The 13,954-nt window shown below is 48.5% G+C and carries 5 protein-coding genes; 2 read left to right on the top strand and 3 right to left on the bottom strand.

The window, feature by feature from the left end; translation table 11 throughout:
- Positions 1-53: 53 nt before the first annotated feature.
- Positions 54-1,079 carry a recombinase RecA gene (recA, locus tag JIN82_RS03480; RefSeq protein ID WP_200310252.1) on the top strand — a complete coding sequence of 342 codons (1,026 nt, stop codon included), beginning with the start codon at positions 54-56 and terminating at the stop codon, positions 1,077-1,079.
- A gap of 119 nt (positions 1,080-1,198) precedes the next feature.
- Here the strand turns inward: recA and JIN82_RS03475 are convergent, their stop codons facing one another.
- From JIN82_RS03475 to JIN82_RS03465, 3 genes are read right to left on the bottom strand one after another with little or no spacing between them, the layout of a single operon-like run.
- Positions 1,199-8,086 (bottom strand): hypothetical protein, encoded by a 6,888-nt coding sequence (locus JIN82_RS03475; protein WP_200310251.1) that lies wholly within the window; start codon positions 8,084-8,086, stop codon positions 1,199-1,201.
- 48 nt (positions 8,087-8,134) lie between these two features.
- The gene (locus tag JIN82_RS03470; protein ID WP_200310250.1) at positions 8,135-8,830 is read right to left on the bottom strand and encodes a DUF1294 domain-containing protein; all 696 of its coding nucleotides are present in this window, start codon (positions 8,828-8,830) and stop codon (positions 8,135-8,137) included.
- Between the two features lie 18 nt (positions 8,831-8,848).
- Positions 8,849-9,715 carry a DUF4339 domain-containing protein gene (locus JIN82_RS03465; protein ID WP_200310249.1) on the bottom strand — a complete coding sequence of 289 codons (867 nt, stop codon included), beginning with the start codon at positions 9,713-9,715 and terminating at the stop codon, positions 8,849-8,851.
- Between the two features lie 218 nt (positions 9,716-9,933).
- Here JIN82_RS03465 and alaS point away from each other — a divergent pair, with 218 nt between their 5' ends.
- Positions 9,934-12,741 carry an alanine--tRNA ligase gene (alaS, locus tag JIN82_RS03460; RefSeq protein ID WP_200310248.1) on the top strand — a complete coding sequence of 936 codons (2,808 nt, stop codon included), beginning with the start codon at positions 9,934-9,936 and terminating at the stop codon, positions 12,739-12,741.
- The last annotated feature ends 1,213 nt before the right edge of the window (positions 12,742-13,954 follow it).

The raw sequence follows: 13,954 nt of genomic DNA, 5'->3' as shown, positions 1-13,954 counted from the left end.
TCATCAAAGCGAGCGCAGTGCTCACAACTTATTAGATTAATCAAACTACGATCATGGCTGGAAAAACAGATGCAGATAAACTCTCAGAAGCTCGCAAGAAGAACCTAGACCTTGCGATTTCTCAAATTCAAAAAGACTTTGGTGAGACCGCCATCATGCGCATGGGTGATGAACACCGTGTGGATGTTGATGTCATCCCAACAGGTAATTTGCTCATTGATAGAGCGCTTGGTGTTGGTGGGCTTCCGCGTGGCAGAATCATCGAAGTATTCGGTCCTGAATCATCTGGTAAAACCACTCTAACTCTCACCGCAATTGCCCAAGCTCAGAAGGCTGGCGGTCTAGCTGCTTTTGTTGATGTTGAGCACGCGCTCGATCCTACTTATGCTAAGAAGTTGGGTGTAAATCTCGATGATTTGTTAGTATCTCAGCCATCATCTGGTGAGGAAGCATTGCAAATTGTGGAAGCTCTGGTGCGCTCTAACGCACTCGACGTCGTCGTTCTCGACTCCGTAGCAGCCTTGGTGACTAAGCAAGAACTCGCCGGTGAAATTGGTGATAGCACCGTGGGTGCTCAGGCACGCTTGATGAGTGCAGCTATGAGAAAGCTGACTTCGCTCATCGCCAAAGCGCGCACCACTTGTATCTTCACTAACCAGATTCGTGAGAAAATTGGCGTTATGTTTGGTAGCCCTGAAACCACTCCAGGTGGCCGAGCTCTGAAGTTCTTTTCATCTATCCGTATCGATATCCGCCGCATTGGCCAGATCAAAGCGACTGACGGAACCGTGCAGGGCAACCGCACTAAAATCAAGATCGTCAAAAACAAGGTGGCTCCACCATTCACTGAAGCTGAATTTGACATCATGTACTCAGAGGGAATCTCATCAGTTGGTTCTCTGCTAGACCTCGCGTTAGAATTTAACATCATCCTCAAGCGCGGTAGCTGGTTCAGCTACGATGGTGCTCAGCTTGCTCAAGGTCGTGATGCCGCCAAGGCCGCATTGAAGCAGAAACCTGAGCTCTACCAAGAGGTGGAAGACAAAGTCAAAGAGCAGATGGAAGCTCAGAAAGATTAGACCTAGCGAGTTTGATTAGGTTAACAATGGACAAAGCCCAGAACCTCGGTTCTGGGCTTTGTTACGTTTAACTTGTTATAGCTGGCTGGAAATTTCTAGCCAACTGGTGATGTAGCCAGTTAGTTGTCGAACACCATCGTCTGGCTGCCGTGCTCTGGGTGGTGAATGAAAACGGCAAAGCGCTTGATATTTTTCACCTTGATGTCCAGCTGGTTGGCATAGTCAAACAAACCGCGCATGTCAGTATAACCGTCTTTTAGGAACACCGGCTCAGCGTTATCTGCTTCTACTTTTTCGACGTAGACTTTGACATAACACTTACTCAGAGATTTGCCGTCATTGGTCTTAGAAATGTGCAGGCTTTGTGAGAACTTACGGCGCTGAATTTGCAGGCTGTTATTGTTAAGTGCCCGCGTGGTTTTCAGCCCAGCGGCTTCAGCCACGGCTATCAGGCTGCCACTGCGGTAGCTTTCTGGTAGTTCTATAGTTTGCTCTTGCACTTGTTGATCTAGCTGAATCGTCTTCACGTAGTTAGGGCGAATCGCTGGCTGCATGGTGCTTTGTTGATCGAGAAATGGATTCTCAGAAAACAATGCTTCCATATCGATGTGATAGAGTTTGAGCTCAGCTGACTTGAGGCCGCGGTGGTGGACGACCAGTTGGCTATTTTTCATTTCTAATTCTAGCTTGGCCGTTAGTTTTTCGGGGCGTGATTCATTGTGTTCAGCGGCGAGCTGGCTGGAAACCTGCTGTGCTTGTCCGACTACCTGTCCGAAGTTATACTGCCATCTGTTGCTGATAGATTGTTTCGTTCTATCTAGCCAGCTAGCTGCAATCTTGGCCGCGGCTTGTGGATCTTCTCGGTAGAAAAGTGCGTAACAGTGCAGGTAGTCGTATTGCATTTGCATGTCTAACTCGTCACGCTCTAGTTGATCAAACAGCGCTAGCGCCTCTTGCACTCTATCTTGGAGAAATAGGTGATAACAAAGAATCATCTGATCTCTGGCGCTGAGTTCGGCTTTCCACGATAGGTCTTGGATGATTTGTTCATACTTCTCCTTCACCTTGTCATTAGAGATTTTGGTTTCGCCTTGGAATCGATGTTGGCGGGCGTTGACGATAGGATCAAATTCGAGATGCCATAGCGGCTCGGAGCTGGTCGCATCGTAATGATAGATAGGGGTATCAATGTAGCTACCTACTGAATTTGTTAGTACGCCGGATGCTTCAAGGTATTCTTGCATCGCGGGCTCATCACCGTGCAAAAATGCATAGCTGTAGAGTGTGCCGTCATAGCATAAGCGTTGCTTTAAGATGGTGATTGCTCTCTCATAAAATGCCTTGTCCTTCATTCGCCATGCAGTTAGGGCTAAATCTAGCGAGTTCAGGTTAGCTGATTCCAGCTGGGCGATGACTTGCTCGTCGCTGCCGTACATGGCGATGGATTTCCAGCTAGTGAGGTCGCGCTGCGCCGGCGTATCTACGACCTGCCAAGCTTCAGCTGGCAGTGTCAGCTGGACTTCATCGTTATGCAGAATGTGAGTTGGGTATTGGGGAAACTCGCCAGTTTTTGGGAAATAGAAATGCCGCTCGAGCTTGATCGTTTGGTTTGCTGGGACTTCTTTTTTTACCGAATAGGTGGCGGGGGATTCACCTAGCGCAATGGCTCCTTGAGGAATTTGTTGGAGAATTTCTACTTCTTGAGGAAGGTCGCTTGGGTTTGTTAGTGTGAGCGAGCTAGTGTAGGCTTCACCTGCTTGAAGCGGTGAGGTGACTGGGATATTTACCTTACGCCCTTGTTTGTCGGTTTTGCTGCGGTCTCGCAGTTTGTACAGGCTATTGCGAGCTAGCAGCTGGCTGTGATCAGCGACTTTGTTAGTTTCTCGGGTGTCGCGGTAGAACAATATCAGCGGTGACTTGGCTGTGATTGTTAGCTGATTGTTAGCCACTGTGGTTTCGGGTTTGTTCCCGCTAGCTGGGAGGTCGCAGAGGGCTAATGCCATCATCGCTGAGTGAGTCAAACCAGCGCATTCAGGAAATCTAGCGGAGATGAATTCGCCTTTACCGTCCCATTTTGCATAGTCGATCCAGTAGCGGTTCGCAGATATGTGAGAGGTATCTTCACGGCGGAAATACTGAGATTCCGCCCAGACCTGAGTTTCTATTTCAGCTCGATCAGGTGCGATCTCACTAGTTTCATAGAGAGTATCTGAACCCGCGCTCGAGGCAAAGGGATCATCGGCAACAGCGCTTGAAGCAAAGGCATCCTCAGCGCCTGAGGAAGGTGAAGTGAAATAGTCGAGTTTTCTATAGTTGTTAAATTCGTCGTGCTGATTATTCAGTAGCTTTCTTGAGCTTGGCCCGCCCGGTCTTAAAGACTGGGTTAATTGGTCAGTCACATCGAGATTGCTTAAGGTATTAGTGACTGTTAGCGTTCCGTTTACCGCGTCGAATATCACGTTGCTGCCGTCAGGAAAACTGAGACCTTTTTCTGAAAGCAGCTCTTTCACAGTTCTTCTTGGAGCAATGGCAGCTGCACTAGGCCTACTAGCAAATGGATCATCATATGAGTTAACTTCGGACGCTAGCTTAGTGATATAATCGGGTGGAACATGGAAAGTGCGTGTGTAGAGTTCATCCGTTTCTAGCGAGCCGATTGGGGTGACGATGGCAGAATGTCCAACTACTTGGTATCGAGTTCTGCTCAAGTCACAGATGTATTGCAGACAGACACCGAGGGGAACATTGCGGAGCTGTAGTTTTGGAATGCGCACAGTCCCAAGGTCGCTAGCCAAACTATTGTCGATGCTTATGTTCTGCCAGTTGCCGTAGGCAAAACTTTCGGCGGCTTCTTGGTTCACAAAGTCAATGGCCTCTTGCAAACTTACGTCCTGCAGGTCAACGATAGGGATGAAGATGCTTTCTAACGAGGTTCTTGTTTTTAGCTCGGCGTCAGCATTCAGCATCTTTCCAGCGGCGAGCGCAATTTTCTGTTTGGAGATGCCTAGCCGATCTTTGCTGGCGAGGGCATTGTGTTTGAGAGCAGAGGTGAAATATCGAGTTTCGACCTCAGGTCTTGGATGCGAGCTGGCAAATTCATCGCTGAGGTATCTGACTATGAATTTTTTGTGTGCTGGCTGCGCGTGTGCTAACAATGCCATTTCGGCTGCATTTAGCTGGCTGAACTTATTCACTGATAGATATTTGCTGAGGTCGGAGCCGAGCAGGTAGTCGTCGATAAACTCACGCTGCATCTTGTTTGCCAGCTCAGGTTTAATGACTCTTTCAAACCACGCGGGATCGTGACGATGAATGAAAAGGTTGAATTCGTGTGAGGCCAGCACCGACCACGCGGTGAGTTTTTCATCTTCAGTTAGCCTGTCCCATTCTAGCAGTATTTCAAATTTTTCTATCTGGCTACCATTCTTGTTGGAAACCATATAATCATAGACGTCAGCCAACTCGGTGTAGGCTCGCCAGTCAGCGTCGAGCATATTTTCGATGGTGGTTTTTGCTCCAGCTGCGAGCACTGCAGTGCCGCGTGTATCCATGAAGTGTTTATCCAGCGCGAGAGTTTTTTTCAGCCTGAGGTCGCGGGTTTCCAGCTGTTTAGCTGCTAGGGGGATGGATTTGATAGAGGTATTGTCGCCATCGTTAAAGATTACGGTGAGCGTCTGGCTGCTAGAGAACTCGGATAGATCGATGCTGAGTTTACCTGAAGCATCAGGACGTAGACCAGACTTAACGACCGCCGTTTCGTTTAAGTAATCGTAGTTAGGCATGTAGGGAGTATTTCCTGACTGACTTGAATTACTGCTGGAGTTGCGGCTTCTAGATTTTTGTTTAGCTGGAGCAGGAGTCTCTTCGAGTGTGCCGGCTTCTGATTCATTAATGGCCGAATAACTAGCCCGGTTGATATCCCAGCGATGGAGTAAAATACTTGGCCGCGGCAGCATGTTGCCCGGGTAGATTTTGCTAGCTCGCCGCTCCATGATGTAGCGGTACTCGTCGGAGATGGTGCCGTCACTAGAGCTGATCGTTCCCTGCCAGCTAAATGGCTGCGTGCTGTATGAGCCAGGTAGCTGGAAGCGTGAGTAATAATAGTTATCGAGGTGATTAAAATAGCGCGTGCCAATTAGATGAACGATAGACGATGGGCTGTGGCCCTCTAACTGGATCTGTAGCGTTTGCTGGTCGTCGTTTTTATAATCGATATTCAACGCTGGGATCTCCACTAACTCTAGCGCTTTGTCCTCTGCGCAGATCCAGCCAGCTTGTGATTTTCCTTTCATCACCTTAATAGTGACGTCTCTGCCGAGCAATGGTGATCTCAGGTGATAGGTTCCAGCTGATAGACCTTCAATTTTTAGCCTGTTGCCAGCCAGCTGGATTTTCTCCAAAACATCTTTGCGTACCAAGTTGTGCTCATTGGCATCCATCTGGTAGAACTGAAAATAGGCTCGCTCGACTTTTTCTGGAGCTATTGGTGAATCCAGTGTGATGTAGAGTGGTTTATTTTCACTGATCTGATAGGTGCTAGCAGACTCAATGTGGAGTGTATCCTTTGGCTTGAGATAGGTTTTCACCCCTTGTTCGCTGTCATTGTAGTGCACACCAGAGATTCCTTCTAGCTGGCCTAGGTGGATAAGCCCGTTTTCGTCGCTACGTAGGTGATAGGAAACTTTCTCTGAGATGAACTCATGGTTGAAGGTGAGATAGACGCTGCGCTTGCTGATAGGTTCACCATTGCGGCCACGTAGCTCAATCTTCCAGCCGTCTGTGGTATAGGTGAAGTTAGGTTGAACGATGTGACTTTCTCCATCCGAGCTGTTGACTCTGATTGAGCGTTTGGCCTGTAAAATGCGCGCTGGTTTTTCCGTGCTGGAGCTGTGGTCTAGCTGCTTGGGCAGCTCTGCTGACAACCTAAAACTAAGCCTGCGGGTAGCCTCTGGGACATGGATTTTACAGCTGATGAGCCCGTCATTATCTAGCTGGATATCGCGCTTGGAGATCTCGCTGATGGTTCCGTCAGTCAAGGTCGCGAGCACTTTGAAGTTAGGGTTTTCTAGCTTACTAAGATCACAGGGGACGTCTTCTCTAGCAAAGATGGTGCGCAGCTTGAAGGTCGCTTGCTTGCCGGCAATCATTTGCTCGCGGCTAGAGATCAAGCTGAGGTGGAGGTTATAGCGGGTAGAGGCGCGATCGAGTTCAGATTTAACTGCGAGCCCAGAATTAGCATTTTTGGCATTTTCGTTAGCTGCAAAGAGGGTGATTTCTGCTTTTTCTTGGATCGCGGCTAATGGTAGCTGGATGAGACCGTTTTTATCGGAGATGTATTTTTTCCCGTGGAGGTAGATGGCGCTGGCAGGAATGATGTCACGGTTTTCGTCTAGCAGCCATGCATGCTGGCAGTGGGCAGCGTCTTTGGTAATCAAGTGGAGCTGGCCTTTTTGCACCATCACACGAGTAGTGGATTTGTTTGCGATCAATTCAACAATCCAGCTGCCGCGCCCTTTTAGCTCGGCAAGTTCTATCTTTTCACGGTGCTCTATCAGCGGATCCTGAGCATAGTCGATATGCTTTTCGTAGTGCGGAACTAGCCCGCTGAGTGGGGCGTCGGCGCTGATAGTAGTGCTGGCATTTAGCTGGTCTAACTCAAAGATCTTGATGTGCAGCTTAGGGGTGTTTTTTAACAGGAGATTCAAGCTAACAAGCTCGTCTTCGCCCCAGAGTTTTTGATTCTCTGGAGCGACGAGAATGTGAGTTTTTTCGCGCAACTGGCTGTAGTCTTCTGGCCGTAGTTCTTTTCCCCATTGTTCAGCTGGCCCACCGTGCAGTAGGTGGGCGATGGCTGTTTCGCGACGTAAAATGTCGTCTTCGATGTAGCTGGAAAATTGTTTCGGCTCGACTCCGTTACGGATGAAGTGGTGAAGCTGATGGATGAGAAAATCTTCTTCTTTAGCTGGATGTTCCTGGCTGATATCAAAGAATTTTTTTTCTAGTCGCCCGACGCTGCCGCGGAAATTTTTCCCACTTGGTGAGGATCTAAAAATGTTGGAGTCGCGGGGAATGGCTAGGTAGCTGAGAAATGTCTCTAGCTCGTATTGACCCGCAGCTTGTTTCTGCATGATCAAGTTGCCTAGCAGGTGCGCTTTGAGCGAATAGAATTTTTCTGGGAGTGGCTGGGCAAATTCCCACGCTTGTTCTAGCCAGCTCATACGCTCAGCTGGATGGTAGAGAAACCAGCTGGCTTCAGCTGGGCACATGCGGGTGAGGTAGGCATCAACAAATGATTCGTCCTCGATCAGCTGTGGGCGTTTTTCTAGCAGTTCGTCCAGCTGGGCTAGCGTGAGATACTTATTAATGTGATATAATGAACGAAAACCGGAGTTAGGCGCTGCAGCTAATTCTGTCAGGATGAGTTCGATGACCTTTGGGTGGTCGGCGCGCTTGAGGTTTTTTAGCAAATGGCTCTGCTTGCTGTAATCAATGGGTTCGTCTTTATCCAGCTCGGCGTAGAGGAGTGGACCCGTTAGCTTTTGGTACTGGCGGGTTTGATGTTTGAGAAAGGCATCAGCTGAGATCATATCCTCACTCAGCACGCTGGGAACCTTGGCTTCTTCTGGAGGAATAGGGCGCTGATGCTGAGTTCTAATTCTTAAATCTCCGCGGATGTGATGAAGTGCTTCCTCTGGTGATTTCTGGTAGAGGAATAGATATTGCCGCTTACGAATGACCTCCCATTGCTCGTAATTGCCGAGGTTCGAGCCATTTCCGTGCATCTTGTTACCCCACTCTTCCATCAGAGTTTCCAGCTTGGCGTTTTGGCCAGTAAGCTGGAGATGCAGCGCGTTGAAAAAATAATAATCAGCCGTGCCTGGCACGAGCTGCTGCAGTGCTTGCTCTCTATCCTCTGAGTATACCCAGGATTCTAAAAATTCTAATGAGGCTGCATGTAATGGTGACAGTAAAGATAAGGCGGCAAAAGAAACCCAACGGAAATTCATGATAGAAATCAATCATTTTTGTTGGGTTAGGGAAAGGCTAAAACTTACTCAGTTGAGAGGTCTTATGTAGAATGCATCTCCATCAAGTTGGGGCAAATTTTCTACCGTTGTTGTATTTGTTAGTTTTTGATCAACCACGGAGGTAATGATTTCTATGATCGAAGAAGCATTGTCACCAATAGATGCCCAGAGAATAGCCAAATTTAAGATCAATGTTAGCCAGAAGACACAGCGAAATGATACCTTTTTGGATTTATGGCGTATCTGCGTTTGGGCGATGAGAGCACCTGGCCACCCTCCAGCTAACGACAGTATGTGTAGTGTTTGTTCAGGTGTCCTTCGCTTGCCTTGTTTTGCTGCCAGTTTATCCTTTCTGTAGCTTAAGAATGTTATGACTGACATTCCGAGATATAGCCCAGATACCCACCACGGGATATGTGATCTCCAGCCGGCTAACAGGAGGGTAATAAAAAACAGCGTGACGAAGGTGTCCGTGAAGGTTGAGTTACCTCTGGTATACGAGCTGGTGGAGGAACGCGAGCATAGTTTGGCGTCCTTGGCGCAAGGTCTGCCTTTTGCATCTGATGATAGAAGGTAGGTGAGTTCGTCTCCTTGCTTCGGACGTTGTTGACGATTTTTGAATGCCTTTATATGCACAAAAACCCGTTCACTGTTCGATGGTGTGGTGATGAAGCCAAAACCTCGATCATCATTCCATTGTGTAATGGTTCCTTTTTGAATCATCTGGTTTGCTAGGGAATTTTATAAAGCTTCGCGGCGCATCAGCTGAGCTTTGTATAGGTTAGCCATGTCGTTAATGGCGCCTGTGATGGCTTTTAGAACCGCATAGCCGAGCATCAGATAGATAAATGCAAACACACTAACGGCGATGGTGATTTGTTCCAGCTGGAGGTTTTGATAGAAGACGAGCGGGCTGAGCGCTGCGCCTATCCATGGGAAGAGACAAAAGACCCAGAATTGCGCAGCAGGGACTTTTTCTACAAAGCGGAATTGCGGGTGGCTGGCGCGGGCTCGGTTGTATGCGTGTGGCCAGAGTCCGATAGAAAAGAAACTGGTGACTGGCTGTGCTCCGGGAATCCAGATGAGCAGGACAGCGAGCCAAGCGGGGATTTTTTCACCAGTAGGACGCAGCATGTGCCACGCGCGAAACAACCAGACTGAGAAGATAATGGCGGCGACGGCGGCGAAGAATCCTCCTGCAATAATGAGCATTTCGTCTATTTGTACAGGCAGGTTGATGTCTTGGAATAGTCGGCTATATTGGCCGTAGAGTCCAACGCATGTTAGGATGATGGCGGCGCCAATTAGAGCCACGAGGTTGTTGAGGTGGACGGGGTTTACCTTGGCGATGTTATAGGGTTTCTTCTTTAACCATTGGCGGTAGCGAATGGCTTTTGAGTCCAGCTCCTTGAGCCGTTTGGCTTCGATATGGATGCCCTTCACTTCACCCGAGGTGGCCCACTCGCTCATGCCTTTGGTCCACACGGCATCGAGTTCTTTGTGCAGCATGCCATCTTTCGCTAGATCGAGGATTTTCTGGAGTGGTACGGGTCCGTATTTCTGGCCAACACGGCGGTAGTACCAAATGGCGTCATCTGGGTCATGCATAGTGTTTTGATAGAGAAATAGCACGGTGATGCAAGTCTGGATTTCCAGCCAGATGGCTAGCTGAAAACGTGTGTGGTGGATGAAATGGGCAGTTATAGGCAGATTTTGCCGCTGAGAATTGACATGATGCCTTTACTAATAGTCACAGATTGTGCAGTGTGCGCGCTCACCGCGATGGCCACGGGCGGCCAGGCGGGTGATTTAACCAGCTAAGAACCATGACCGCAGCCGAAATTCGCCAGAGTTTTTTTGACTTTTTTAAAGAGAAGCAGCATACGATCGTGCCATCCGCCTCGCTGATGCCACAGTCACCAGGATTGCTTTTCACGAATGCTGGCATGAACCAGTTTGTGCCTTATTTCCTAGGAACAGAAAAAGCTCCATACGATCCACCGCGCGCAGCGGATACTCAGAAATGCATCCGCGCTGGCGGCAAACACAATGATTTGGATGATGTTGGCTACGATACCTATCACCATACTATGTTTGAGATGTTAGGTAACTGGTCGTTTGGCAATTATTTCAAACCTGAAGCGATCAAATGGGCGTGGGAATTGGTAGTTGAGCGTTGGGGTTTCCCAGCTGAGCGACTTTACGCGACTGTTTATCGTCCAGGCAAAGGTGATCCTGGCATGTTTGACCAAGAAGCATGGGAGCTGTGGGCTGAGCTATTCCGCGCTAAAGGCCTCGACCCTGATGTGCAGATTGTAGATGGCAACGTGAAGGATAACTTCTGGATGATGGGCGAGACTGGTCCATGTGGTCCGTGCTCTGAACTGCACGTAGATCTCACCCCTAACGGTGATACTGGCGGCAAGCTGGTAAACATGGATAGTGACCTGTGTATCGAAATCTGGAACCTCGTATTTATTCAGTACAATGCTGAGGCTGATGGTTCATTCCGCGATCTTCCAGCTAAGCATGTGGATACTGGTATGGGCTTTGAGCGCGCCTGCTCTATCATGCAGGGGACTAAGAACTTTACTGATTTCTCACAGAAACCAACTAACTACGCAACGGATGTATTCCAGCCCTTGTTTAGAAAAATCGAAGAACTCTGTGGGAAGAAATATCACGATATCTATCCAGAGACTCTAACTCGTGGGGCTGCCAGTGATGAGCTGGAGCAGGCGATTGCTTTCCGTGTGATTGCTGATCACATCCGTACACTTTCATTCTCGATTGCAGACGGGATCATTCCTGGCAATGCTGGCCGTAACTATGTGCTGCGCCGTATTCTCCGCCGTGCTGTGCGTTACGGTCGTAAGTTAGGTTTCTCTGGATCGCAAACATTCCTCAAAGATCTCGTGGTGACACTGGTCGAGCAGCTAGGTGACATTTTCCCAGAGCTCATCGAGCGCCGCAGTGTGATTGAAGAAACTCTCGAGCGTGAAGAAAAGAGCTTTAACGAAACTCTCGACCGCGGGCTGGAAATGTTCGAACGTGAGGTGACTAACAATGGCGCAATTTCAGGAACTTTTGCTTTCCGTCTTTACGATACCTACGGGTTCCCAATCGATCTAACCGAGCTGCTCTGCGAAGAACGCAATGTGCCGCTAGATAAGAAAACTTTCAAGCAACTGATGGAAGAGCAGCGTGAGCGTAGCCGCGCTAGCCGTACTAGCGAGCTGGTGCGTGCTGCAGACATTGCTACGGATGCGGTGACTGAATTTGTTGGTTTCGACCAAGATGATACTGAAGCGACTGTGATCGAAAATCACTTGGATGATGGTCATTTGTTAGTTATCACGGATAAGACGACCTTCTTCTGTGAAATGGGTGGTCAACATGGTGATCAGGGAATCATGCGGGTGAATGGCAAAGAGTATACGATTGCTGGTGTTCAGCAGTTAGGAGCAGCTCGCGCTCACTTGGTTCCTTCAGATGCTGACGTTCACGTTGGTGATAAGGTTGAGCTGATATTGGAAACCGAGCGTCGTCGTCCAATCGAAGCTCACCATACAGCGACACACATGCTGCACTGGGCATTGCACGAGGTGGTGTCTAAAGATGCCGCTCAGCAAGGTTCATTGGTAACTCGTAAGCGTTTACGTTTCGACTTTAACTCAGCACCGCTAACGGCTGAGCAGATAGATCAGATCGAAGAACTTGTTAATGAGAAGATTTCCGCTAAAGAGCCTGTCTCTTGGTTGGAGGTGCCGCATGCAGACGTGAAGAGCCGCAGTGATATCATGCAGTTCTTTGGTGATAAATATGGTGACTTAGTCAGAGTGGTGCAAGTTGGCGGTGAAGCCCAACAGCTAGATGGCTATTCCATGGAACTCTGTGGTGGTACGCATGTACGCAATACCGAAGAAATTGGTATTTTCAAAATCAAGAGTGAAGGCGCGATCGCTTCAGGGGTTCGTCGCTTAGAAGCTGCTTGTGGTGAGTCTGCATGGGAATTCCTTCGCTCGGAGGTTGCTAAAGATTCCGAGGAAGATGAAAAGCTACGCAAGCGATTAGATGAGGCTAACGAAAAGCTGAAATCTATCGGTCTTGAGCCAGAAGATCACCCAGATTTTCCTCGTATCATGGCTGGATTGCTCATGGGTGGTGGCACATTCCACCAGATCAATACTGTGATCAAAAAGAGCCGCGAGCATGTCACTACGCTCAATGAAGCTGTTATTCGTGCGGACAAAAAACTTAAAAAAGCGGAAGCTGCTCATGCAGCCGCTCATGCGGATGAAGCGCTCGAAGAGAAGATTTCTGAAGGATCTAACTTTGTCTTCCAAATCGAAGCATCAGCCGCACTGCTGCAAGAGCTGCTCAATGGGCTGAAGAAAAAGCAATTCACTAAAGCTGCCTTCTTCATCGTTGATGATGGGTCAAAACTCCACTTAGGTGCATACGCTGGAAGCGACGCTCAGGCAGCTGGCCTGCAGGCTGGCAAGTTAATCCAGCAGTTGGCGCCAATCGCCGGAGGCAAAGGTGGCGGTCGTCCTGATACAGCTCGTGGTGCCGCGCCTCAGCGCGAGAAACTAGCTGAGTTGGCTGCAGAAGCTGAAAAGGCTCTTGGCTAATCATTCCAGATAACCTGACAATTTATAGCCCGTGAGGAGAAATCCTTGCGGGCTATTTTTTTCGTTAAATAGCTAGACTGGCAAATAACGAAAAGAAGCGAACCATGACGATGGGAGTAATCGAAGTTTGTTATGCGATTATACGGGTTTGTTAGCTAGGCACCAGCCAGCTGGGTTTCATTCTAGCTGGGATAATGCTAGCTGGGATAATGCTAGCTGGGATAATGCTAGCTGGGATAATGCTAGCTGGGTTTCATGCTAGCTGGGTTTCATTCTAACTGGCAGATTCGATCTACTCCTAACTCGTCAAATATGGCATGCCTACGCCGAAGGCGTGAAATAGCCTAGCCTTGGGTAAGGCCGCCCCGAAGGGGCAACGCAACCCAAGGAACCGGTGCGCCCCAAGGAAAAAAGCTCTGAAAGAGCGACACAGATCTTTTGTCTGCAGTCCCTCAGCTGGCTGAAATTTGCAGGAGAAGAGAATTTGTGCGCTGGTGATTTCAGCTGATGACCAGCCAGCTGGAGTTATTCACCACTTATTCACATTGAGTGAGGCGGGATGCTTGTGGTGTGGCGGGTATCTGGCTGGATATTTTGCTGAATTGGCTGGCGGTTAGGCGATTTTGCTGGGGATGTGGTGCATGTTGATTTGGTGAAATTGTATTTTGGCCAGCTGTGGTGTGGGTAGTTTGCTGGGGTGGGGGATTTTTGTGAAAATCGCTAAGGGTTGATTTTGTGGGCTTTGTGGGTGGTGGGTGAATTTTTTGTCACTTTCGGTGTAGTTTTATCTTGCGCAAATCCGAATTTTGAGTAGGTTGCGCCCCGCCAGCCGAAAGGGGGGCACGAGAGAGAAGCAAACGCCGACGAGCTCCAGTAGCCAGTCGGGTTTTTTATCTCCTCGTATTAGTTCTTTTACAGAGTGTACTTAACTTAGTTCCTAGTTCTAAGCAAGGAGCGTGCCAGATGAAACAAAGCAATTTGTGATTCTGACTAGCATGTTCAGAAGCGAAGAAATAACTAAGTGGAGTAGGAAAGATTGAATTGTGCGCTGTGCATTGCGAGATGTGCAGTATGGTTTTAAGTCTTAATTTATTAAGGTTTATGACCGTCAATTTGGAAAACATAATAGTTTACAGTTTACGTAATTTTACGTGACGCCAAATAACCGTTTTATAAATATTACGGAGAGTTTGATTCTGGCTCAGAACGAACG

This window comes from Persicirhabdus sediminis, from assembly GCF_016595495.1.
Classification (GTDB): domain Bacteria; phylum Verrucomicrobiota; class Verrucomicrobiia; order Verrucomicrobiales; family Akkermansiaceae; genus Persicirhabdus; species Persicirhabdus sediminis.
This window is presented reverse-complemented; position numbering and strand designations above follow the sequence as displayed.